General features: G+C 62.1%; 24 protein-coding genes. 10 read left to right on the top strand and 14 right to left on the bottom strand.

Features of this window, described 5'->3' with window-relative positions:
• Positions 1-6: 6 nt before the first annotated feature.
• From cysW to GL286_RS12895, 6 genes are all read right to left on the bottom strand, one after another.
• Positions 7-906 carry a sulfate ABC transporter permease subunit CysW gene (cysW, locus tag GL286_RS12870; protein WP_155095978.1) on the bottom strand — a complete coding sequence of 300 codons (900 nt, stop codon included), beginning with the start codon at positions 904-906 and terminating at the stop codon, positions 7-9.
• The gene (cysT, locus tag GL286_RS12875) at positions 899-1,741 is read right to left on the bottom strand and encodes a sulfate ABC transporter permease subunit CysT (protein WP_155095979.1); all 843 of its coding nucleotides are present in this window, start codon (positions 1,739-1,741) and stop codon (positions 899-901) included. The genes cysW and cysT overlap by 8 nt, the downstream gene beginning before the upstream one ends.
• A 3-nt stretch (positions 1,742-1,744) precedes the next feature.
• Positions 1,745-2,722 carry a sulfate ABC transporter substrate-binding protein gene (locus GL286_RS12880; RefSeq protein ID WP_155096090.1) on the bottom strand — a complete coding sequence of 326 codons (978 nt, stop codon included), beginning with the start codon at positions 2,720-2,722 and terminating at the stop codon, positions 1,745-1,747.
• A gap of 452 nt (positions 2,723-3,174) precedes the next feature.
• Positions 3,175-3,537: a cell division protein ZapA gene (locus GL286_RS12885; protein ID WP_155095980.1), complete on the bottom strand. Its 363-nt coding sequence runs from the start codon at positions 3,535-3,537 to the stop codon at positions 3,175-3,177.
• A gap of 4 nt (positions 3,538-3,541) precedes the next feature.
• Positions 3,542-4,168: a hypothetical protein gene (locus GL286_RS12890; RefSeq protein WP_211596334.1), complete on the bottom strand. Its 627-nt coding sequence runs from the start codon at positions 4,166-4,168 to the stop codon at positions 3,542-3,544.
• Positions 4,169-4,300: 132 nt separating this feature from the next.
• Complete coding sequence (locus tag GL286_RS12895) at positions 4,301-6,028, bottom strand: BCCT family transporter (RefSeq protein WP_155095981.1); 1,728 nt, start codon at positions 6,026-6,028, stop codon at positions 4,301-4,303.
• Positions 6,029-6,189: 161 nt separating this feature from the next.
• Here GL286_RS12895 and hisB point away from each other — a divergent pair, with 161 nt between their 5' ends.
• A complete protein-coding gene (hisB, locus tag GL286_RS12900) occupies positions 6,190-6,777 on the top strand; it encodes an imidazoleglycerol-phosphate dehydratase HisB (protein WP_155095982.1) in 588 nt (195 codons plus the stop codon).
• Positions 6,777-7,406: an imidazole glycerol phosphate synthase subunit HisH gene (gene hisH / locus GL286_RS12905; protein ID WP_155095983.1), complete on the top strand. Its 630-nt coding sequence runs from the start codon at positions 6,777-6,779 to the stop codon at positions 7,404-7,406. The genes hisB and hisH overlap by 1 nt, the downstream gene beginning before the upstream one ends.
• A 55-nt stretch (positions 7,407-7,461) precedes the next feature.
• Here hisH and GL286_RS12910 read toward each other — a convergent pair whose 3' ends face one another.
• Entirely contained in the window at positions 7,462-7,848 is a 387-nt protein-coding gene (locus GL286_RS12910) for a DUF2147 domain-containing protein (protein WP_155095984.1), read from the bottom strand.
• A 165-nt stretch (positions 7,849-8,013) separates the two neighbouring features.
• On the opposite strand from GL286_RS12910, the gene hisA reads away from it, so the two are divergent.
• From hisA to GL286_RS12925, 3 genes are read left to right on the top strand one after another with little or no spacing between them, the layout of a single operon-like run.
• The gene (gene hisA, locus GL286_RS12915) at positions 8,014-8,730 is read left to right on the top strand and encodes a 1-(5-phosphoribosyl)-5-[(5-phosphoribosylamino)methylideneamino]imidazole-4-carboxamide isomerase (RefSeq protein ID WP_155095985.1); all 717 of its coding nucleotides are present in this window, start codon (positions 8,014-8,016) and stop codon (positions 8,728-8,730) included.
• A gap of 9 nt (positions 8,731-8,739) precedes the next feature.
• Positions 8,740-9,501, top strand: coding sequence for an imidazole glycerol phosphate synthase subunit HisF (gene hisF, locus GL286_RS12920; RefSeq protein WP_155095986.1), 762 nt, complete (start codon positions 8,740-8,742; stop codon positions 9,499-9,501).
• On the top strand, positions 9,498-9,809 hold the full coding sequence (locus GL286_RS12925) for a phosphoribosyl-ATP diphosphatase (RefSeq protein WP_155095987.1): 312 nt from the start codon (positions 9,498-9,500) through the stop codon (positions 9,807-9,809). Before hisF ends, GL286_RS12925 begins: the two co-directional genes overlap by 4 nt.
• Positions 9,810-9,861: 52 nt before the next feature.
• Here GL286_RS12925 and rnd read toward each other — a convergent pair whose 3' ends face one another.
• The 3 genes from rnd to GL286_RS12940 all read right to left on the bottom strand — a co-directional run bounded on the left by rnd (position 9,862) and on the right by GL286_RS12940 (position 13,096).
• Entirely contained in the window at positions 9,862-11,034 is a 1,173-nt protein-coding gene (gene rnd / locus GL286_RS12930) for a ribonuclease D (RefSeq protein WP_170295184.1), read from the bottom strand.
• Between the two features lie 128 nt (positions 11,035-11,162).
• Positions 11,163-12,293, bottom strand: a complete 1,131-nt coding sequence (gene tgt / locus GL286_RS12935; protein ID WP_155095989.1) for a tRNA guanosine(34) transglycosylase Tgt — start codon at positions 12,291-12,293, stop codon at positions 11,163-11,165.
• Between the two features lie 44 nt (positions 12,294-12,337).
• Positions 12,338-13,096, bottom strand: coding sequence for a GNAT family N-acetyltransferase (locus GL286_RS12940; RefSeq protein WP_155095990.1), 759 nt, complete (start codon positions 13,094-13,096; stop codon positions 12,338-12,340).
• Positions 13,097-13,208: 112 nt separating this feature from the next.
• Here GL286_RS12940 and msrB point away from each other — a divergent pair, with 112 nt between their 5' ends.
• Entirely contained in the window at positions 13,209-13,601 is a 393-nt protein-coding gene (gene msrB, locus GL286_RS12945) for a peptide-methionine (R)-S-oxide reductase MsrB (protein ID WP_155095991.1), read from the top strand.
• A gap of 32 nt (positions 13,602-13,633) precedes the next feature.
• Here the strand turns inward: msrB and GL286_RS12950 are convergent, their stop codons facing one another.
• Positions 13,634-14,089: an outer membrane protein assembly factor BamE gene (locus GL286_RS12950; RefSeq protein WP_155095992.1), complete on the bottom strand. Its 456-nt coding sequence runs from the start codon at positions 14,087-14,089 to the stop codon at positions 13,634-13,636.
• Positions 14,090-14,201: 112 nt separating this feature from the next.
• Here GL286_RS12950 and GL286_RS12955 point away from each other — a divergent pair, with 112 nt between their 5' ends.
• A complete protein-coding gene (locus GL286_RS12955) occupies positions 14,202-14,723 on the top strand; it encodes a YceD family protein (protein WP_155095993.1) in 522 nt (173 codons plus the stop codon).
• A gap of 1 nt (position 14,724) precedes the next feature.
• On the opposite strand, the gene betA is transcribed toward GL286_RS12955, so the two are convergent.
• From betA to betI, 3 genes are read right to left on the bottom strand one after another with little or no spacing between them, the layout of a single operon-like run.
• Positions 14,725-16,377 carry a choline dehydrogenase gene (gene betA, locus GL286_RS12960; RefSeq protein WP_155095994.1) on the bottom strand — a complete coding sequence of 551 codons (1,653 nt, stop codon included), beginning with the start codon at positions 16,375-16,377 and terminating at the stop codon, positions 14,725-14,727.
• Between the two features lie 45 nt (positions 16,378-16,422).
• Complete coding sequence (gene betB, locus GL286_RS12965) at positions 16,423-17,868, bottom strand: betaine-aldehyde dehydrogenase (protein ID WP_155095995.1); 1,446 nt, start codon at positions 17,866-17,868, stop codon at positions 16,423-16,425.
• The gene (gene betI / locus GL286_RS12970) at positions 17,865-18,434 is read right to left on the bottom strand and encodes a choline-binding transcriptional repressor BetI (RefSeq protein WP_155095996.1); all 570 of its coding nucleotides are present in this window, start codon (positions 18,432-18,434) and stop codon (positions 17,865-17,867) included. The genes betB and betI overlap by 4 nt, the downstream gene beginning before the upstream one ends.
• A 110-nt stretch (positions 18,435-18,544) precedes the next feature.
• Between betI and choX the strand changes: the two genes are divergently transcribed.
• The 3 genes from choX (at position 18,545) to choV (ending at position 21,546) form a co-directional block, all read left to right on the top strand.
• A complete protein-coding gene (gene choX / locus GL286_RS12975) occupies positions 18,545-19,498 on the top strand; it encodes a choline ABC transporter substrate-binding protein (RefSeq protein ID WP_155095997.1) in 954 nt (317 codons plus the stop codon).
• Between the two features lie 160 nt (positions 19,499-19,658).
• Positions 19,659-20,510 (top strand): choline ABC transporter permease subunit, encoded by an 852-nt coding sequence (gene choW, locus GL286_RS12980; RefSeq protein ID WP_155095998.1) that lies wholly within the window; start codon positions 19,659-19,661, stop codon positions 20,508-20,510.
• Complete coding sequence (gene choV, locus GL286_RS12985; RefSeq protein ID WP_155095999.1) at positions 20,503-21,546, top strand: choline ABC transporter ATP-binding protein; 1,044 nt, start codon at positions 20,503-20,505, stop codon at positions 21,544-21,546. The genes choW and choV overlap by 8 nt, the downstream gene beginning before the upstream one ends.
• The last annotated feature ends 90 nt before the right edge of the window (positions 21,547-21,636 follow it).

Below are 21,636 nucleotides of genomic sequence, written 5' to 3' on the forward strand. Positions count from 1 at the left end.
CCGGAATTAATGGCGGCGGGTGGCGGCAAGCTGGTCGGCATGGCGCCATTCCAGCATGGTTTTCAGGGCAAGGGTCAGCAGCGCCAGCGCCGCAAGCAGGGCGGCAAGGCTGAAGGCCGCGACCGAGAGATATTCGTTATAGAGCATCTCGATGGTGATCGGCATGGTCGCGGTCTGGCCGCGGATCTTGCCCGAGACGACGGCGACCGCGCCGAATTCGCCCATGGCGCGGGCGTTGCACAGAAGCACGCCGTAAAGCAGTGCCCATTTGATATTCGGAAGGGTCACCGTCAGAAAGACCCGCCAGCCCGAGGCACCAAGGGTCAGCGCGGCTTCTTCCTCGGTGCGGCCCTGTTCGATCATCACGGGGATGAGTTCGCGGGCGACAAAGGGGAAGGTCACAAAGACCGAGGCCAGCACGATCCCCGGCAACGCGAAGACAATCGGAAAGCCCGAGGCCACCAGCCAGCCGCCAAGTACGCTGTTCGCACCGAACAGCAGCACCAGCGCAAGGCCCGCAACGACCGGCGAGACCGAGAACGGTAGGTCGATCAGCGTGATCAAGAAGGCTTTGCCACGGAAATCGAACTTGGTGATCGTCCATGCGGCAGCGATGCCGAACACCGCGTTCACCGGAACCGACACCGCCGCGACGATCAGCGTCAGCTTGATCGCCGACCATGCCTCGGGCTTGGTCAGCGAGGTGACTGCCGCAGCGGCCCCCTTGGCCAGCGCCTCGGCAAAGACGACGGCTAGCGGGGCCAGAACCAGCACCGCAAGTCCGCCTAGCGCGATGGCGATCAGGACCAGCTTGGTCAGCGGGCTTTCATCGGTCACCGGACGCCATTTCGGCGCGGCATGTTCGGCGGGGCTGAGCAAAGGCTCGTTGAGCGTGCTGTCATACATGGCCAATCCTCCGGCGGCTCCAGATCTGGATGAGGTTGATCACCAGAAGCATCGTGAACGAGATCAGCAGCATGGCGATGCCGATGGCCGCCGCGCCGTCATAGTCGAACTCTTCCAGCTTGATCACGATCAGCAGGGGCGCGATCTCGGTTTTCATCGGCAGGTTGCCCGCGATGAAGATGACCGAGCCGTATTCGCCAACCGCCCGCGCCAGCGACAGGGCGAAACCGGTCAGCGCGGCAGGCAGAAGCATCGGCAGGATCACCCGACGCAGGGTGTAGTACCGCCCTGCCCCCAAGGTGGCCGAGGCCTCTTCGACCTCTTTCTCGATCTCGGCAATGACCGGCTGCACCGTGCGGGTGACGAACGGCAGGCCGACAAAGATCAGCGCGATCAGGATACCCCATTCGGTATAGGCGATCTTCTGGCCCATCGACTTGGCAAGCCCGCCGAAGACGCCGTTCGGCGCATAAAGAGCCGTCAGCGCGATCCCCGCCACCGCCGTCGGCAAGGCAAAGGGCAGATCGACGACCGCATCGACCATACGGCGACCGGGAAACTCGTAACGTGCCAGAACCCATGCCAGCAGGGTTCCGAAGATCAGGTTGAAGACCGCCGCAATGAAGGCCAACCGGAACGAAAGATACAGCGCAGCCCAGACCCGTGGCGTGTTCACCGTGGACCAGACCCCTGCCGGACCATAGCTTGCCCCTTGGGCCAGCAGCGCTCCGACCGGCAGGATCACGATCAGCGACAGCATGGTCAGGGTAATCCCCATGCCGAGCCCGAAGCCCGGCATGGGGGATTTCTGCGCGCGGAACATCGCAAGCGCCATGGATTACATCCCCGTGTAGATTTGGTCGAACACGCCGCCGTCACCGAAATGCTCGGGCTGCGCTTTCTTCCAGCCGCCGAAATCGGCGATGGTCACCAGATCCAGTTTCGGGAAGCGCTTGACGTCCTCGGGGTTCGCGGCGCTTTCATCCCATGCGCGGTAGTAGTGCTTGAAGGCCAGCGCTTGCCCTTCCGGCGAATAGAGGAAAGCCAGATAAGCATCGGCCAGCGCCTTTTGCTCATCATCCGCAATGTTCTTGTCCACCACGGCGACCGGCGGTTCGGCAAGGATCGAAACCGAGGGCACCACGATATCGAACTGGTCATCGCCAAGTTCGTTCAGCGCCAGATAGGCCTCGTTTTCCCATGCCAGCAGCACATCGCCGATCTCGCGCTGGGTAAAGGTCGTGGTCGAGCCGCGCGCACCGCTGTCCAGCACCGGCACATGCTTGTAGATATCAGCCACGAATTGCTTCGGGTCCTTGCCGTTCTTTTCGGCCCAAGCCCAAGCGGCCAGATAGTTCCAGCGCGCCCCGCCCGAGGTCTTCGGGTTCGGGGTAATGACCTCGATGCCCTCTTTCACCAGATCGTCCCAATCCTTGATGCCCTTGGGGTTCCCTTCACGGACAAGGAAGACGATGGTCGAGGTATAGGGCGACGAGTTATGCGGCAGGCGGGACTGCCAATCCTCGGGCAGAAGGCCCTTTTCGGCAACCTTGTCGATATCCGAGGCCAAGGCCAGCGTCACCACTTGCGCCTTGAGCCCGTCGATCACCGAGCGGGCCTGCGCACCCGAGCCGCCATGCGAGGTTTCGATCGTCGGGGCCTTATGTCCGTCCGCTTCCCATTTGGCGGCGAAGGCGGCGTTCACGTCGCGGTAAAGCTCTCGCGTCGGATCGTAGCTGACGTTCAGAAGCGTGTTTTCTGCCTGCGCCTGACCACCTGCCAGCGTCAGCCCGCCCACGGTCAGCATCACGGCCATTGCACGACGGGCAGCAAAACCGAAGCAGCGATTCAGAAGGCTGGGACGCAGCGGCACACCCGTCATCGATTTGGTGCCGTCCTGAATTGTCACGCGGCCATCCAGATGGCGGCGGACGACGCGGCCATGGGCCAGTTGGGTGTCATTCACGCGAATCGTGCGGATCATGGCGATCTTCCTTCTCCCGGCGAGGTCCAAGCCTCATCGCCACAATTACGACAGGGTTAGTCGTTTATTTCAAGATAAAAGACGAATAAACCAATCGTTTTTATTGCGTCTTATTTTCAAAGGCTTAATTCGAAAATATCCAGCGGATGAGTCGTATTTGAAGGATCCCGGCGCAATGGAATGCCAGACCGGAGCGGAATTTGCGGAGAATCAATTTCTCTTTCAGGCATGAAAAAGCCGCGCATCCTGACGGAGGCGCGGCGATAATCCGGCTTAGCCGACACTTACCCGACGAGCTGGTCTTCGGCCTTCTGGGCCAGCGCCTCGGCGCGGGCCGCCAGTTCGGCCATGCCTTCTGACAGGCTGGCCGGAACCACGGGGACTTCGACCCGCTGTGGATTGTTCTTGAGACGGTGGATTTCCCGTTCCGCCGAGGCCAAGCGATCCTCGAGCGCGGTGGTGCGATCCGCCAGCATCAGCCCCGCAAGCAACAGCAACCGCGGCTCGGGCATCCGCCCCGCCTGCGACAAAATCGCCTGCGCTTCGGTATCCAGCATACCCGCCGCACGTTTCAGCAGACGTTCTTCGCCCTCTTGGCAGCTCAGGGTGTAGGATTTGTGTCCAATCGAGAATTCGACCTCGGCCATCGTCTTAGCCCCTTTGCTCGTCAGTCGCGTCACTCATCTCGGCGGGCTCGCTTTCCGCCGTCATGCCGGTATCAAGCGGCATCGGCGTTTCAACCACGGCGGGCCGGACCGGTTCGGGCGGCGGCGCAAGATCGGGCGCATCGCTGCCGGTCACTCCCAGCAGGCGATCCAATGTATCGACTATCTCGCCCAGCTTGCCGCGCTCGGCATTGCGCGCCGAGCGAAGCGATTCGATCTCGGCTTCGAGAGCGCGATAGGTCGCGCCGCTCAAGGTCGCGGGATCGGTATCGAACAGGCCGCGGTTCGCCGCTGACAGCGCCTCATTCGCGGCGACAAGATCAACGGCGCGATCTTCGGCTTCGGCCAGCCGTTCGTTCATCACCTTCAAGCGGGCCTCGAAGCCGGCAACCGTTGAACTGTGGCTGGCCCGCAAGGCGGCAAGCTCGTCGGACAGGCGCTGGTTCAGCGCCTGACTTTCGAGAAGCTCGGCCGGAGACGCGCTTTGCGATGCGCTGTCGGGCAGGATCGTCGGCACTGCCATCCGGAGTTCGGCCGTCCGGTCGATGAAGCTGTCGATCCGGTCCAAAGCCGCGATCAATCGCTTTTCGCTGGCATTCAGGTCGTCTTTCATCGGCCGGAATTCCTTTCGGGGTAGCTGGTCAAGGGCACGCGCTTGTGACTTTTTCGCATCGCTTGGCCTTTATGACAAGAACAGGCAAGGATTTGCATTGTTCCTTCGCGTTTTTGTGCCGCCGCATTGGGCTCAGGCATTTACGATTTCGCGCCTTTCCTCGATCAATCCGCGGATTATCGCCCAAACCGCACCCAAAAGCACGATCGTAAACGGCAATCCGGTCGAAACCGCCATGGCCTGCAAAGCGGTCAGACCACCGCCCAGAAGCAGCGCGATGGCGACCAGCCCCTCGAATCCGCACCAGAAGATCCGTTGCGGCGTCGGCGACTGGACTTTGCCACCCGAGCAGATGGTGTCGATCACCAGCGAACCGGAATCGCATGAGGTGATGAAAAAGACGACCACCAGCACGATCCCGACAAAACTGCTGATGGCGTGCATCGGGAGATGGCTGAGCATCTCGAACAATTGCAACTCCAGCGCCGCATTCGCGACCTGATCTATGCCGGCCTGAAACTGCGAGATCGCGGTCCCGCCCAGCGCTGTCATCCACAGGACCGAGATGAACGAGGGCACGATCAGCACCGCCAGCAGGAATTCGCGGACCGTGCGACCGCGCGAGACCCGCGCGATGAACATGCCGACAAAGGGCGACCAACTGATCCACCACGCCCAGTAGAAGGCCGTCCAGCCCTCGCGGAAGGCATCGTCCGTGCGCCCGAAGGGGTTGGCCAAGGGAACAAAGTCGCGGGTATAGGCGCCAAGATTGCCGAAAAAGCCCTTGAGGATCTGCACAGTCGGTCCGGTCAGGATGACGAACAGCAACAGCAGCAGCGCCAGCATCATGTTGGCCTGCGACAGCAATTGCACGCCCTTGTCGACCCCCGAGATCACGCTGATCGTCGCAATCGCAATGATGATCAGGATCAGAATGATCTTGGTGCTGGTACCGTCACCGATCCCGAACAGGAAATGCAATCCGGCCGTCGCCTGCTCGGCCCCGAAACCCAGCGAGGTCGCAAGGCCGAACACCGTGGCGAAGACGGCAAGGATGTCGATGACATGACCAGGCCAGCCCCAGACCTTCTCTCCGAAGATCGGATAGAAAACGGAACGCATGGTCAGCGGCAGGCCCTTGTTGAAGCTGAACAGCGCCAGCGACAGTGCGACCACCGCGTAGATTGCCCAAGGGTGCAGCCCCCAGTGGAAGATCGTCGCGGCCATCGCAAGGCGCCGCGCTTCCAGCGCATCGCCCGGCGCGCCGTTCAGAGGGGCGGAATCGATGCGGACCCCGTTCTCGATGACAGGGCCGGTAAAGGCGGCGCTGTAATGGCTTAACGGCTCGGAGACGCCGTAGAACATCAGGCCGATGCCCATGCCCGCTGCAAACAGCATGGCGAACCAACCCATGCGGCTGAAATCCGGCGTCGCGTGCGGCCCGCCCAAACGCACGCTTCCCAAGGGCGAAACGATCAGCGCAAGGCACAGCACAACAAAGACGTTGCCAGCCAGCATGAAGAACCAGTCAAGGCTGTTCGTCAGCCAGTTCCTGAGGCCGGTAAAGAACACCTCCGAACCACTGGGCTGGATCTCGCCGTTGATCGGGGCGTGAGCGGTGAAATATTGCAGCGCAAGCGTCAGCACGGTGAAGGTCACGATGGCCACGGCAGAAACGGTGAAGACCATATGATGGACGTCAAAGGGGATCACGCCCTCGCCCTGGATATTGTCCTGCCCGATCTCGTAATCGGTGTCGATGACTGCCGTCGGCCCTTCGGGAGCGGGAAGTGCTTCCTCCTCGGGGGAGGTTGCGTCTGCGGAGGAATCCTTGAACGTGCCGTCGGTCGGATCAGTCATGCGCTTTCCTCTTTGGGTCGTAGCAGCCAAGGAACGAATGCGGTCCCGGCATCGAAAGGGTCGGCTTTTCGACAGGTTATCATTGCATCCTAGTCCTGCTGCGACTTTTCAGTCAAAGGATGCTTGCCTATAAGGCTTGGGGTCCAGAACGGAGAAACCAGATGCGCCGCGCAACCATCACCCGCGACACGGCCGAAACCCAGATCGTGGTCGAGCTGGACCTTGACGGCACCGGCACATACGACAACCGGACGGGCGTCGGCTTTTTCGATCACATGCTGGACCAGCTTTCCCGCCATTCGCTGATCGATCTGACCGTCCGCGCCAAGGGCGATCTGCATATCGACGATCACCACACTGTCGAGGATGTGGGCATCGCCATCGGTCAGGCCTTGACCAAAGCATTGGGGGACAAAAAGGGCATCCGCCGCTATGGCAGCTTCCATCTGGCGATGGACGACAGCCTGATCCGCGCGGCGCTGGACCTGTCGGCGCGGCCCTTCCTGATCTGGAACGTCGATTTCCCGACCCAGAAGATCGGGACATTCGACACCGAACTGGTGCGCGAGTTCTTTCAGGCCCTTTCGACCCATGGCGGCATCACGCTGCATGTCGACCGGCTACACGGGTTCAACTCGCACCACATCGCCGAGGCCGCCTTCAAGGCCGTCGCCCGTGCATTGCGCGAAGCGGTCGAGCCCGATCCGCGCATGGCGGGCGTGCTGCCCTCGACCAAGGGGGCGTTGTGATGCGCGTCGCACTGGTCGATTACGACAGCGGAAACCTGCATTCGGCTGAAAAGGCCTTTGCCCTGATGGGCCGCGAGGCAGGAGCCGAGGTTTTTGTCACCAGCGACCCTGAACAGGTCGCGGCCGCCGACCGGATCGTCCTGCCCGGCGACGGTGCCTTTCCGGCCTGCCGCACCGCGTTGGATGCCGTGCCCGGCATGGTCGAGGTTCTGCGCGCCGCCGTGCTGGAACGCGGCGTGCCCTTCATGGGCATCTGCGTCGGCATGCAGATGCTGGCCGAAATCGGCCACGAATACCGCGACACAGATGGTCTGGGCTGGATCGGTGGCGAGATCGATGCGATCGACGCTCCCGGTCTGAAAGTGCCACATATGGGCTGGAATGACCTGACCGTCCTGCAACCACATCCGGTTCTGGAAGGGATCTCGTCCGGCGATCACGCCTATTTCGTCCATGGCTGGCAGTTTCAGGTCCGCGATCCCGCGCATTTGCTGGCTACCGTCGATTATGGCGGGCCGGTCACGGCGGTTGTCGGACGCGACAATATCGTCGGCACACAATTCCATCCCGAAAAATCTCAGGATGTCGGGTTGCGGATCATCGCGAACTTTCTGCGCTGGCGGCCATAAGCGGCATCGGAGCCGGGGGCGCTGCCCCCGGACCATTAATGCTTGATGAGCTAACCTATTTTAGTCGCGTCCAAGTCTGGGTTTTGCAGAAGACCGCGACGCAGCCGGAAACATTTAGCTTATCCCCCTCAAGTTGCATCTTCGATTTGTAGGTCTTCCCCGATCCGGGGTCCCAGATCGTACCGCCCGAGAACTTGCCGCCACCCTGATCCGACATATCCGCGACGATATTGCGGCCAGTATTCGGCGAGGAGATCGGCTTGCCGGCCTTGTCGAACGAGCGCACCAGCTTGCCGCACAGCTTGCCGCCACAATCCAAAAACTGGACATGGCCCACCTGTCCGTAATCATTGGGCTCGGTCTGATAGGTTCCGTCGATCCCGTCAGCCTGCACTGTAGCCGCGTATAGGACGATAGCGGCTGCAATGGCCGGTAGTTTCATTGTGATTTCCTCCCATTGGGCATGGCCCTGCGGAAATGATTGCAAGGCGGCACCGCTTCCGATCAAGCATGACGTGGCGTTGCGCCACAGGGGGCAAGGCTCGCCCTGCCTCTTTCCGTCCGCGCCGCTCTGTGGCAAAGGAGCGCGAAATACAGGAGAGACGCGATGATCCTATACCCCGCCATTGACCTCAAAGACGGTAATTGCGTGCGCCTTCTGCGTGGTGACATGGACGCGGCGACAGTCTTCGGCACCGATCCCGCAGCGCAGGCCAAGGCCTTTGAAGATGCAGGGGCTGAATGGGTGCATCTGGTCGATCTGAATGGGGCCTTTGCCGGTCATCCTGTCAATGCCGAAGCCGTCGAGGCAATTCTGGCCGGTATCGGCATTCCCGCGCAACTGGGCGGTGGCATTCGCGATATGGCGACCATCGAAAGCTGGCTCGAGCGTGGCCTGTCCCGCGTCATTCTGGGCACGGTTGCTGTGGAAAACCCCGCATTGGTCCGTGAGGCCGCGCTGGCCTTCCCCGGCAAGATCGCGGTCGGGATCGACGCGCGTGCAGGCAAGGTCGCGACCCGTGGCTGGGCCGAGGAAACCGACGTCAACGCAACCGATCTGGCGCGTCAGTTCGAAGACGCGGGCGTTGCCGCGATCATCTATACCGACATTGACCGCGACGGTGCGATGCAAGGCCCGAATATCGCCGCGACCGAGGCCTTGGCGCGCGCCGTGAACATTCCGGTCATCGCCTCGGGCGGGGTCAGTTCGATGCAGGATCTGCTGTCTTTGCGTGATACGCGCGTGATTGCGGGTGCGATCTCGGGTCGCGCGCTTTACGATGGCGCGATCAATCTAGGCGAGGCGCTGCGCGCGCTGGCATAAGGGGGCGAGATGCTCAAGACGCGGGTGATCCCTTGCCTCGACGTGGCCGATGGCCGTGTCGTCAAGGGCGTGAATTTCGTCGATCTGGTGGATGCGGGCGATCCGGTCGAGGCCGCTCGCGCCTATGACGCGGCGGGCGCGGACGAGATCTGCTTCCTCGACATCCATGCCACGCATGAAAATCGCGGCACGATGTTCGATCTGGTCACCCGCACCGCCGAGGCCTGTTTCGTGCCCCTGACCGTGGGTGGCGGCGTGCGCAGCCACAATGACGTGCGCGCGCTGCTGCTGGCAGGCGCTGACAAGGTCAGCTTCAACTCGGCCGCCGTGGCTGACCCGAATGTCATTGCCGAGGCAGCTGATCGCTTCGGCAGCCAATGCATCGTCTGCGCCATCGACGCCAAGACCGTCGCGCCCGGCAAATGGGAAATTTTCACCCATGGCGGGCGCAAGCCCACCGGCATCGACGCGGTCGAATTTGCACGCACCGTCGCCGCCAAAGGCGCGGGGGAAATCCTGCTGACCAGTATGGACCGCGACGGCACGAAATCGGGCTTCAACATCCCGCTGACCCGCGCGGTCGCGGACGCGGTCAATATCCCCGTCATCGCCTCGGGCGGCGTCGGCGCGTTGGAGCATCTGGCCGAGGGTGTCCTTGAGGGGCACGCCTCGGCGGTTCTGGCGGCCTCAATCTTCCATTTCGGCACCTTCACCGTGCGCGAGGCCAAAGAACACATGGCCGCCGCAGGCATTCCGATGAGGCTGACATGAGCGCGATCGATCGACTGGCCGCGACAATCGAGGCCCGCAAGGGCGCGGACCCCGAAACCAGCTGGACCGCCAAGCTGCTGTCCAAAGGCCCCGAGAAATGCGCCGAGAAGTTCGGCGAGGAAGCCGTCGAGGCGATCATCGAGGCCGTCAAGGGCGACCGCGAGAAGCTGATCAGCGAGGCCGCCGATTCGCTTTATCACCTGCTGGTGATGTTGGCCGCGCGCGATGTGACGCTGTCCGATGTCGAGGCCGAACTGGACCGGCGAGAGGGCCGCTCGGGCATCGAGGAAAAAGCCTCGCGGAAATGAAGAACGCCCGGCCTTGCGGTCGGGCGTCATCGTTTGGGTCGAACCGCGACGATCAGCTTGCGACCAACACGACCTTGACCGCTCCGTTCTTGGCGGAAAGGGCGATTTCGCCACCCGCCAGACGCAGCGCATCCTGACCAAAGACCTCGGCGCGCCAACCATGCAGCGCAGGCAGATCGCGCGCGCCCGAAGCGATGGCATCCAGATCCGAGGCCGAAGCGATCAAGCGCGGCGCGACGCCAGCCTCGTCCGACTTGGCTTTGAGCAGGACACGCAGCAACTCGGCCAAAGCGGCGTTACCCGGACGCCCCGGCTCTTCCGGTGCGGGCTTGGGCAGGTCTTTGGTTTCAAGTCCGGCTTTTACCGCAGCAAGGATTCCGTTCGCGATCTCGCCACGACGCGCATCGCGCAGCAGCAGCCGCGATTTGCCGAGATCATTTTCCGATTGCGGCTTGGTCGATGCCAGTTCGATCAGCGCGTCGTCCTTGAACACGCGGGCGCGCGGGATGTCGCGCTCTTGCGCGAATGTCTCGCGGAAACGCGCCAGTTCACGCACCACGGCAAGAAACCGCGGCGAGCCCGAACGGGTGCGGATGCGCTGCCATGCCTCTTCGGGGCGGGTGATATAGGTTTCCGGATTCAGCAGAACAGCCGCTTCTTCCTGAAGCCACGGGGCGCGACCGGTCTTGGTCAACTGCTCGGACAGGAACTCGTAGATCGAACGCAAATGCGTCACATCGGCCAGCGCATAGGATGCCTGAGCATCCGAAAGCGGGCGGATCGACCAATCAGTGAAACGCGAGGATTTGTCCAACGGCTGGCGCGCGATCTTTTTGACCAGCGTCTCGTAGCCGACCTGTTCGCCGAAACCACAGACCATCGCGGCGATCTGCGTGTCGAACAGCGGATCGGGCAGAACGCCCGCATCATGGAAGAAGATTTCCAGATCCTGCCGCGCGGCGTGGAACACCTTGACCGTCGCCTTGTGGCGGAACAGGTCATAAAGCGGCTCCAGCGACAGCCCTTCGACCAGCGGGTCGATCAGCACGGCGGGGCCGCCCTCGCCCCCTTTGGCAGAGGACGGAGGCAAGGCCGCCTGAATCAGGCAAAGCTTGGAGTAATAGGTGCGCTCGCGCAGGAATTCCGTGTCGAGCGTCACATAGGGCTGCGTCTTGGCCAGTTCGCAGAACTCGGCCAGTTCGGCCGTCGTCGTGATGGTGCGAATCTCTTCCTGGCGGGCGGTCTTTGGGCTGGCGGACATCGATTTCTTTCAGGCATGGGCGGGGCATCCGCCGAATCTCAGTACCGGCCTTCCATCAGCCGCGACGGAAAATCAAGGCGCGATGTGACAGATCATAACGGTTCTATGTCACCCTGTGCCCGCTGCGCCTCGAATTGCGCGACGAAATCGGACAAACGGCCAGCAGCGATCGCCGCACGAAGTCCTGCCATTAACTCTTGGAAGTAATGTAGGTTATGCCAGGTCAGCAACATCCCCGAGATCATCTCGCCCGAGCGCATGACGTGATGCAGATAGGCGCGGCTATAGCCCGTGCATGCCGGACATGTGCATTCCGCATCCAAGGGACGCGGGTCGTCGGCATGCCGCGCATTCTTGATATTGACCTGCCCGCGACGGGTCCAGGCCTGTCCCGTGCGCCCCGATCGCGAGGGCAGCACGCAATCCATCATATCGACGCCGCGCACCACCGCGCCGACGATATCATCGGGCTTGCCGACGCCCATCAGGTAGCGCGGCTTGTCCTCGGGCAGGAAGCCGGGGGCATAGTCGAGAACGCCGAACATGGCCTCCTGGCCCTCGCCCACGGCAAGGCCGCCAATGGCATAGCCCTCAAAGCCGATGGACTTCAGCGCCTCGGCGGATTCCTCGCGCAGTTCCCGCGTGACGCCGCCCTGCATGATGCCGAACAGCGCATGACCCGGACGGTCGCCGAATGCGTCGCGGCTACGCTGCGCCCAGCGCATCGACATGCGCATGGATTTCGCGACCTCATCATCGGTCGCGGGCAGAGCGGGGCATTCGTCGAACGCCATCACAATATCCGAGCCAAGCTGGCGCTGGATCTCCATGCTGGTTTCCGGCGACAGGAAGTGCTTGCTGCCATCGATATGGCTGGCGAAGGTCACGCCTTCTTCGGTGAGCTTGCGCAGGCTGGACAGCGACATCACCTGGAAGCCGCCCGAATCAGTCAGGATGGGGCGTTCCCAGTTCATGAACTTGTGAAGGCCGCCCAAGCGGGCCACCCGTTCCGCGCCGGGGCGCAGCATCAGGTGATAGGTATTGCCCAGCAGGATATCCGCTCCGGTCGCGCGGACCGATTCGGGCATCATCGCCTTGACCGTCGCGGCGGTGCCGACGGGCATGAAGGCCGGAGTGCGGATCTCGCCACGCGGGGTCTGGATCACACCGGTACGGGCACGGCCATCGGTGGCCGAGACGGAAAACTGGAATTTGTCGCTCATGCGGGGGCTATTAGGGGTTTTGGTGCGGCTTTGCAAAGGGGCGGTTATGCGCCGGCAGCGCGAAGCAGCCTTGCCCTTGCCGGAGGAATGGCGCGGATCTCGAGTCCGGTGAAGACATGCAGCGTGTTCAACTGCTGATCGACCACCGCGTGATCGCTGACCCAGCCCCCCATGGCCAGATAGGAACGCAGCAGCGGCGGCATTGCCGCCATGGCCCGTCGCGGGTCGGGTTTGCGCAGGCGCAAGGCACGCGCAAAGCGGAAAACATTAGGCGCCTTCACCCGCGGCAGCCAGCGCTTCGGGGCAAGGTGACGTTCGCGCAACATGGCGAACGCGTCTTCGTAACCATGCGTATCGGTCCCGATGAAACTTGAACAGCCGAACAGCATTTCGACGCCCTGCTCATCGACATGTCGTGCCAAAGCCCCCCAAGCCAGTCGCAGGATATCGGGGTCCTGACGTTCGGGATGGATGCAGAAACGCCCGATCTCGACCATCTTGCCGTGGAAATCCTGCAATCGGGACAGGTTGTAATAGCGCGCCGAATAGCTTTCGCCGATCTGCGAGCCGCCCGACAGCGTCAGCATCCGGAAGCAGGCCACCAATTGACCCGAGCCTTGCTCGCGAATCAGGACATGGGTGCAGCGGCTGTCGTAATCATCGGCGTCCAGCTGATCACCTGCTGGTTCAAGGTCGCCGCGACGGCCGACAAAACACAGCCAGCGCAGCCTTTGCGCCTCGCGGACATCATCGGGCCCTTCGGCAGTCCGAACTTCGTAACGGCCTTTACGCAATGCCATCATGGCACTCCTGCCCAATTCCCAGAAGACGACGGCGGGCCTGACCGCAACCGTCTTGTTCCTGTCCTCCCTGCACCTATCTTGTAACAGCGGCGCTACATATTGAAGGGCAAAGATGACCGATCACGTGATCAAATCAGACGCAGAGTGGCAGGCCGAACTTGACCCCGAAACCTATCGCGTGACGCGGCAGGCCGGAACCGAACGCCCGTTCTCGCATCCGGGTTTCCCCAAAGGTCCGGGTCGTTACGAATGCGTTTGCTGCGGCGCAAGGCTGTTCGACGGCGATGCCAAGTTCGAAAGCTATTGCGGCTGGCCAAGCTTCTCGCGCGCAGGGGGCGCTATCGACGAGCTTCGCGATAGCAGCCACGGCATGATCCGGACCGAGGTCCGCTGCCACCGCTGCGACGCCCATCTGGGTCATGTTTTCCCCGACGGTCCACCGCCGACGGGCCTGCGTTACTGCATCAACGGTGTCGCGCTTAGCTTCGTTCCCGACGCCGTGTGACGGAAAGGGCGTCTCCGCGACGCCCTTTCCTGTTATTGCTGAATGATGTCGCTGGCCTGTACGCGACCAACGTTACCCATCAGCTGGCGCACAAGCCCGAGGCTTGAGATTCCGCTGTCGGTCACGCGCCGCGACAACACCACGACCTGACCACGCTCGAGGCCGAAGCGTTCGACATTGGTGACGGTTCCGCTTTCCGCAAAGCTGATCGCGACGACTTCGCGATTGATCTCGGCTGGCTCTCGCGCCCCGTAATATTCCCAGCGCGAGCCGACGTAATACCATGCCGACCCGGTCAACAGCCCTTGCGAGCTGGGGCGACCGATCAAGCCTTCCAGTTCGGACTGGTTGGTGCGACCAACGACGACTTGCATAAGCTCGTCGTCAGGTGGCACATAGCCGTGGTTGCGATAGGTCGGAGCGCAAGCGGAAACTATAACGGGAACAGTCAGCACAAAGGCCATGATCTGTCTCCGGGAAATCTTCATCTTGCACCTGTCCCTTACGCGCCTGTTGACGCTGCGCGACTGACTTAGCAAACTCATGCCCCGCGCTCAAGAATATCCAAATAACGGCTGCACCAGCGCCGGAAAGGCCACCATGACGCAATCCGCCCGCTCTCATAACCGCTACCGGGTGGCTCAGTTGAACCCCCGACAGCCCACATCCTTCGAACTCGCCCCCGATGCCGACACGCGCGCCGCCATCGCCACCGAGTTACAACTCAGCGCCCTGTCCGCCCTGCGCTTCAAGGGCGAGATCCGCCCCGTCCAAAGCGACGCATGGGAGGTGACAGGCCGCCTTACCGCCAAGGTCGTGCAACCCTGCGTGGTCACACTGGCTCCGGTCAAGACCTCACTGACCGAGAACGTACATCGTATCTTCTCGCCACATGTCACCGCGCCCGAAGGCGACGAGGTCGAGATGGGCGACGATGAAACCGAACTGCTTGGCCAGTTCATTGATGTCGAAGCCATGATGATCGAGACTCTGAGCCTTGCGCTGCCGCTTTATCCGCGCGCCGAGGGGGCCGAACTCGATACCCCCGAAGACGAGGCCGAAGAAGAAACCCGCAAACCCTTTGCAGGGCTGGCCGATCTTTTGAAGGGCTCGGACAAGTAACTCACCGGGAACGCTGGCTTTCCTGCCAATTGGCCGCGACTTCGGGACCAAGATTCAGCGGGGCCAGCATCCCTTCTCCAAGAATATGGTCGGCGGCCTTTTCGCCCACCATGATCGAGGGCGCGTTCAGGTTCCCGTTCGTGATCCGTGGAAAAACCGAGCTATCGGCAACGCGCAGCCCTTCAACGCCGATCACACGCAATTCCGGATCGACCACGGCAAGCGGATCATCCGCGCGCCCGATCCGCGCCGTTCCGCAGGGATGGAAGGCCGATTCGGCGTGTTCACGAATGAAGGCGTCGATCTGCTCGTCGCCCCTGACGCCGTCACCCGGCTGGATCTCGGACCCCTTGTATTCCGCCATGGCGGGCTGCTCGAAGATCTCGCGGGTCAGCCGCACACAGGCACGGAACTCGGCCCAGTCATCAGGGTGCGACATGTAGTTGAAACGAATCTCGGGTGCATCCTTTGGGTCAGCCGAATTCAGCCGCACCGATCCGCGCGATTTTGACCGCATCGGCCCGACATGGACCTGAAAACCATGCCCCTCGGCCGCCGCCTTCCCGTCATAGCGGACCGCGAGCGGCAAGAAGTGATACTGGATATCGGGATATTCGACCCCCGCGCGCGAACGGATGAAGCCGCAGCTTTCGAATTGATTCGAGGCCCCCAGCCCCGTTCCGGTCGCCATCCATTGCGCACCGATCGAGCCTTTGCCCCACAGGTTCCAATGCTTGTACAATGTCACCGGTTGGGTAGCGCTATATTGCATGTAGATTTCAAGGTGATCCTGCAGGTTCGACCCGACCCCCTGCCGATCCGCCAGTACGCCGATCCCGTGTTCGGCCAGATGACCAGCCGGACCGATACCGGACAGCATCAGAAGCTTCGGCGTATTGATCGAACTTGCCGACAGGATCACCTCGCGCGTGGCGCGAAACACGTTGACCCCGCGCGAATTGCGGACCTCAACCCCGACCGCGCGTCTATCCTCGAACACGACCCGCTGGGCAAGGCCACGGCGCAGGCGCAGCCGTCCGGTTTCCTGCGCGGGGCGCAGATAGGCATTGGCGGCGGACCAGCGGCGCCCCTCCCAGATGGTGGCCTCCATTGCGCCGAAACCTTCCTGAGACGCGCCGTTATAATCGTCGGTGACAGGATAACCCGCCTCGCGCCCTGCCCTGATAAAGGCATTGAACAACGGATTCTTGCGCGATCCCCGTGTGACATGCAGCGGGCCTTCCGTCCCGCGATAGTCGCTGACCGCGTTATGCGAGCTTTCCATCCGTTTGAAATATGGCAGGACATCGGCATAGCCCCAGCCATCAGCGCCGGATTCCGCCCAGAAATCGAAATCCTTGGCATGGCCACGGACGAAAACCATCCCGTTGATCGACGACGATCCGCCGATCACCTTGCCGCGGGGCGTGACCAGCCGCCGTCCGCCCAGAAATGGCTCCGGCTCGGAGGAGAACCCCCAATCGTAGCGCCGCATATTCATCGGATAGCTAAGGGCGGCAGGCATCTGGATGAACGGCCCGACATCGGACCCGCCATATTCGATCAGATCGACTCGCTTGCCCGCCATGACCAGCCGATAGGCCAGCGCGCACCCCGCCGACCCCGCACCGACAATGATATAATCCGGTGTCATGCGAGCGCCCTGCCTGACTTTGCGGTACGGCGTTCACTTTTTCGCTCAGTAAGGCGCATCGACGCCCCCCATCCCGACATAGACCGATTTCAACTGCGAATAATGCTCGATCGCCGCCGCCGAGTTCTCACGCCCCAAGCCGGAAAGCTTCACGCCGCCGAAAGGTGCCTCGACCGGAGTCAGATTATAGGTGTTGATCCATGTCGTCCCCGCCCGAAGTGCCGCCGCAACGCGATGACCGCGGGACAGATCGCGGGTAAACACACCAGCGGCCAAGCCGTAGTCCGACGCATTGGCCCGCTCGATCACCTCGGCCTCGGTCGCGAAAGTCAGGACCGTCATCACAGGGCCAAAGATTTCCTCGCGTGCGATCCACATCTCGTCGGTCGCATCGGCAAACACGGTCGGCGGCACGAATGCTCCCTCGCCCGGTCCGCCACAGACCAGCCGCGCGCCCTCGGCCAAACCGGTCCGAATCGCGTCGCGGATCTTGGCGGCCTGCGCCGCGCTGACGATGGGGCCGTGCTGGGTCTGATCGTCCAAAGGATCGCCTAGGCGTGCCTTGCTGGCCCGCGTTGCCAAACGATCAAGGAAAGCAGGCAGGATGCCGGCCTGCACATAAACGCGCGTTCCATTGGAACAGATTTGTCCCGAGGAATAGAAATTCGCCAGCATCGCCGCTCCGACCGCATCCTCATGCGAGGCATCGTCGAAAACAATCAGCGGAGACTTGCCGCCCAATTCCATCGTGACGTGACGCATCCCCGCAGCAGCGGCAGCATAGACCTTTTGCCCCGTCGCAACCGACCCCGTCAGCGAGACCTTGGCCACGCGCGGATCGCTGACTAGCGCCGCACCCACTGCGCCACGTCCCTGCACCACGTTGAAAATCCCTGCGGGCAATCCCGCCTCGGTCAGGATCTCGGCCAGTTTGAGCGCGCCGAGCGGAGTTTCCTCGCTGGGCTTGAAGACCATGGCGTTCCCCATCGCCAAGGCCGGAGCCGCCTTCCAGCAGGCGATCTGGCTAGGGTAGTTCCACGCTCCGATTCCGGCGCAGACACCTAAAGCTTCGCGGATCGTATAGACGAAATCGCCGCCCAAGGGGATCATCTGGCCAGTGACCGTCGACGCAAGACCGCCAAAATATTCCAGCGCATCCGCGCCAGACGGCCAATCCGCGACTCGCGTTTCCTGAATGGGCTTGCCGGTATCCAGCGTTTCCAGACGCGCCAGTTCCTCGGACCGTTCGCGGATGATCGCAGCAGCGCGAAGCAATACCCGACCGCGCTCAATGGGGCGTAAACCCGCCCATGCCGGCTGGGCAGCGGCGGCAACCTTGGTCGCTTCGGCCACCTGATCGACGCTCGCCTCGTGCAGGCGCGCGATCACTTCGCCGGTATAGGGATAAAGCACTGCCAGTTCCGTCCCCCGCCCCTCGACCGGCTCGCCGTTGATGTAAAGGCTGGCGGCAGGTTGGACGGAATGGGTCATGGCAGGACGTTCTCCAGATAATCCAGTGTCAGTCGTTCGGCGGCGGCACCGTCGTATTCCTCGACAATCGCCGCCCGCAAATAGACGCCATCGATCAGCGCCCCCAAGGTGCGAGCAATCGTTTCGGCCCTTCCCCCCACCAAAGGCCGCAGCGCGACCATCAAGTTCGAATGCAGGCGCCGGTGATAGACCGTCAGCAATCGCGCCGCGTCGGCATCGACCAGCGCAAGCGCGTAGAAACTAAGCCATGCGGCCACGGTTTCATGCTCGAAATGGATACGGTCGAAGCTTGCCCGCAGGATCGCTTCCAAACGCGCGCGCGGATTTTGCGCTGATTTCAGCGCGATAGAGGTTGTCAGTCTGTATTGGCTCAGGATATGCCGCATGGCGGCAAGAAACATCCGCTCCTTGGAGCCAAAATAATGATGGGCAAGAGCAGTGGACATACCTGCTTCGCGCGCGATTTGCGCGACGGTGACATCCAGCGAACCTGCACGGCCGACTGTCGATATGGTGGCGTTGATTAACGCCGCCTTTCGGATAGGCTCTGCACCAAGCTTGGGCATTTGGGTACCCCCGCAATGTCTGCAACTTGAACGCAAGCGGAGATAGCCGCGTTTTGATTGACTCGTCAATCAATAAAAAACTTACTGATACCGAAAACCGGGAGAACACCATGACCAGACGCAGCAGAACTGCAGCTATCACCACCGGATTTATCCTTAGCCTGACCGCAATCGGCCCCGCACTGGCCGCAGATCCGGCCTCGTGCAACAAGGTCGTGTTCTCGGATGTGGGCTGGACCGACATCACCGCAACCACGGCGCTGACGACGACGGTGCTTCAGGCATTGGGCTACGAAACCGAGATCAAGATCCTGTCGGTGCCCGTGACCTATACCGCCATGGCGCAGGGCGATATCGACGTGTTCCTTGGCAACTGGATGCCGACGCAGGAAGCCGACATCCGCCCCTATCGCGATTCCGGCACGGTCGAGATTGTCCGCACCAACCTGACCGGCGCCAAGTACACGCTGGCGACCAACGAAGCCGGAGCAAAGCTGGGCATCGACGATTTCTCGAAGATTGCGGCGCAACAGGACGCCCTTGACGGCAAGATCTATGCCATCGAGCCGGGAAATGACGGCAACCGCCTGATGCTGGAGATGGTCGCCGAGGATAGGTTCGGTCTGGGGACTTTCGCGGTTGTCGAAAGTTCGGAACAGGGCATGTTAGCGCAGGTCGCGCGCGCCGATGGCGCAGGCGAGCCGATCGTCTTCCTTGGCTGGGCCCCCCACCCGATGAACGAGCAGTTCAAGATGACCTATCTTGCTGGCGGCGATGACATTTTCGGACCGGATTTCGGCGGTGCGCGCGTCGATACCAACACCCGCGCCGGTCTTGCGACGGAATGCCCGAATGTCGGGAAGTTCCTTGCGAATCTGGAGTTCAGCCTGCCGATGGAAAACGAGGTCATGGGCAAGATTCTGAACGATGGCGAGGAACCCGCCAAGGCCGCCAAAGACTGGCTGGTCGCCAATCCAGATGCCGCGAAACCGTGGCTGGCCGGAGTGACCACGGCAGACGGCGGCGATGCGGCGGCCGCGCTCGAAAAAGCGCTTTCCGAATGAGAACCAGCGGGCAGACGGAAATCGCTCTGCCCGCGCCACACGGATTGCAGGGTGGCTTTCCCCCGTGCCGGACCGCCCTGTCCGCAGGGTCGGCGGGCGGATTCAGGTATCGGGACAAGCCCGAGACTGACAGCCCCGCACGGCAGAAAGAAAAAGACGCATGGACCAACTGACCGCGCTTCTGACCGGAACCAAGATTCCTGTCGGCAAGACAGCCAAGGCCGTGTTCGACTGGCTGAACGCCCATGCCGCGTTCATCTTCAACGCGATTTCGGCCGGTATGGAATGGCTGATCAACGGCATTCTGGCCACGCTGGAGTTTCCACCCCCTCTTATCTTCACCGCCATCATGGTCGCCCTGACCTGGATGTTGCAACGCAACTGGAAGACCTGCCTTCTGATCGGCGCGGGTTTCCTGTTCATCCTTAATCAGGGGTACTGGGACGAGACGATGCAATCGCTGACGCTGGTGCTAGCGGCCTGCGTCGTCTGCATGGCCATCGGTGTTCCCCTTGGCATCGCCGCCGCCCACAGGCCCAGACTTTACGCGTGGATGCGGCCGGTGCTTGATCTGATGCAAACCCTGCCGACCTTTGTCTATCTGATCCCGGCCATCGTCTTTTTCGGCATCGGCATGGTCCCCGGACTGATCGCCACCGTGATCTTCGTCCTGCCCGCTCCGATCCGGCTGACGCATCTGGGCATCAGTTCGGCCCCGCCCGCTTTGGTCGAGGCCGCCACCGCCTTTGGCGCCACACCGCGCCAGCTTCTCTGGAAGGTCGAACTGCCCTCGGCCATGCCGCAAATCATGGCAGGATTGAACCAGACGATCATGCTGTCGCTATCCATGGTGGTGATCGCGGCACTGGTCGGCGCTTCGGGGCTGGGCGTGCCGGTGGTGCGGGCGCTCAACAGCGTGAACACCGCACTGGGTTTCGAAAGCGGATTCATCATCGTGGTCGTCGCGATCATGCTGGACCGGATGCTACGGGTGGGCAAAGGCCATGACTGATCACAACGCCGTCGAATTCGACAACGTAAACATCGTCTTCGGGGACAAACCGGAAGCCGCGCTGCCCCTGATGGACGAGGGGCTCGAACGGGGGCCGATCAAATCCGAAACCGGTCAGGTCCTTGGCGTCCATAACTGTTCGTTGACGGTCCGCGAGGGCGAGATCCTTGTCCTGATGGGGCTGTCGGGTTCGGGCAAATCGACCCTGCTGCGCGCGGTCAACGGCTTGAATACCGTCTGCCGCGGCGAGGTGCGGATCTGGGACGGCGACCGCATGGCTTCCGTCACCAAGGCCAGCGACGCCGAGTTGCGCCGGTTGCGCCGCAAACGCGTCGCCATGGTCTTCCAGCAATTCGGCCTGCTGCCATGGCGCTCGGTCCGCGAGAATGTCGGTTTGGGGCTGGAACTGTCCGGCGTTCCCGGTGCCGAACGTCAACGTCGCGTCGAGGCGCAATTGGCCACCGTCGGCCTGACCGACTGGGCCGACCGCAAGGTCGGCGATCTTTCCGGAGGAATGCAGCAGCGGGTCGGTCTTGCCCGCGCATTCGCGACCGAAGCACCGATCCTGCTGATGGACGAGCCCTTTTCGGCGCTTGATCCCCTGATCCGGAACCGGCTTCAGGGCGAGCTTCTGGAACTGCAGAAGCAGGCCAGACGCACGATCATTTTCGTCAGCCACGATCTGGACGAGGCGTTCCGCATCGGAAACCGCATCGCATTGATGGAAGGTGGCCGTATCGTGCAGATCGGCACCGCGCGAGAAATCATCGCCAAACCCGTCAACGCCTATGTCGAGGATTTCGTGGCCCATATGAACCCCTTGGGCGTCCTGACCGCCGAGGATATCGCCGAACGCCAGGACGCGTCCGGCACACCGATCCCACGTGACACCCCGATCCGCGAAGCCATCAGGATCATGAACGAAACCGGCCTCGACACCCTGCCACTGTCGGGCGGCGGTCGGATCACGCAGAATGGCGTCATGCAAAAGCTGATCTCGCCGGGTGGGCGGAGCGCTGATCCATCCGGACTGTAGCGGAAAAAACACCTCCGGCCATTTCCCGCCCGAGCTTCATCGGGCGGGTTGATCCGAATCGCGGGCTGTGCCTAATTATCACTGTTTCGT

It is taken from the genome of Paracoccus aestuariivivens (genome assembly GCF_009711225.1).
GTDB classification, from domain to species: domain Bacteria; phylum Pseudomonadota; class Alphaproteobacteria; order Rhodobacterales; family Rhodobacteraceae; genus Paracoccus; species Paracoccus aestuariivivens.

Coding starts and splice junctions, on each gene's coding strand:
- choV (WP_155095999.1), top strand. CDS start 20,503: ATGACTGATCACAACGCCGTCGAATTCGACAACGTAAACATCGTCTTC.
- choW (WP_155095998.1), top strand. CDS start 19,659: ATGGACCAACTGACCGCGCTTCTGACCGGAACCAAGATTCCTGTCGGC.
- betB (WP_155095995.1), bottom strand. CDS start 17,868: ATGACCCATTCCGTCCAACCTGCCGCCAGCCTTTACATCAACGGCGAG.
- hisF (WP_155095986.1), top strand. CDS start 8,740: ATGCTCAAGACGCGGGTGATCCCTTGCCTCGACGTGGCCGATGGCCGT.
- GL286_RS12880 (WP_155096090.1), bottom strand. CDS start 2,722: ATGGCCGTGATGCTGACCGTGGGCGGGCTGACGCTGGCAGGTGGTCAG.
- GL286_RS12925 (WP_155095987.1), top strand. CDS start 9,498: ATGAGCGCGATCGATCGACTGGCCGCGACAATCGAGGCCCGCAAGGGC.
- GL286_RS12950 (WP_155095992.1), bottom strand. CDS start 14,089: ATGAAGATTTCCCGGAGACAGATCATGGCCTTTGTGCTGACTGTTCCC.
- GL286_RS12910 (WP_155095984.1), bottom strand. CDS start 7,848: ATGAAACTACCGGCCATTGCAGCCGCTATCGTCCTATACGCGGCTACA.
- betI (WP_155095996.1), bottom strand. CDS start 18,434: ATGCCCAAGCTTGGTGCAGAGCCTATCCGAAAGGCGGCGTTAATCAAC.
- GL286_RS12940 (WP_155095990.1), bottom strand. CDS start 13,096: ATGATGGCATTGCGTAAAGGCCGTTACGAAGTTCGGACTGCCGAAGGG.
- hisH (WP_155095983.1), top strand. CDS start 6,777: ATGCGCGTCGCACTGGTCGATTACGACAGCGGAAACCTGCATTCGGCT.
- choX (WP_155095997.1), top strand. CDS start 18,545: ATGACCAGACGCAGCAGAACTGCAGCTATCACCACCGGATTTATCCTT.
- GL286_RS12890 (WP_211596334.1), bottom strand. CDS start 4,168: ATGAAAGACGACCTGAATGCCAGCGAAAAGCGATTGATCGCGGCTTTG.
- GL286_RS12895 (WP_155095981.1), bottom strand. CDS start 6,028: ATGACTGATCCGACCGACGGCACGTTCAAGGATTCCTCCGCAGACGCA.
- tgt (WP_155095989.1), bottom strand. CDS start 12,293: ATGAGCGACAAATTCCAGTTTTCCGTCTCGGCCACCGATGGCCGTGCC.
- GL286_RS12885 (WP_155095980.1), bottom strand. CDS start 3,537: ATGGCCGAGGTCGAATTCTCGATTGGACACAAATCCTACACCCTGAGC.
- hisA (WP_155095985.1), top strand. CDS start 8,014: ATGATCCTATACCCCGCCATTGACCTCAAAGACGGTAATTGCGTGCGC.
- msrB (WP_155095991.1), top strand. CDS start 13,209: ATGACCGATCACGTGATCAAATCAGACGCAGAGTGGCAGGCCGAACTT.
- hisB (WP_155095982.1), top strand. CDS start 6,190: ATGCGCCGCGCAACCATCACCCGCGACACGGCCGAAACCCAGATCGTG.
- betA (WP_155095994.1), bottom strand. CDS start 16,377: ATGACACCGGATTATATCATTGTCGGTGCGGGGTCGGCGGGGTGCGCG.
- GL286_RS12955 (WP_155095993.1), top strand. CDS start 14,202: ATGACGCAATCCGCCCGCTCTCATAACCGCTACCGGGTGGCTCAGTTG.
- cysT (WP_155095979.1), bottom strand. CDS start 1,741: ATGGCGCTTGCGATGTTCCGCGCGCAGAAATCCCCCATGCCGGGCTTC.
- cysW (WP_155095978.1), bottom strand. CDS start 906: ATGTATGACAGCACGCTCAACGAGCCTTTGCTCAGCCCCGCCGAACAT.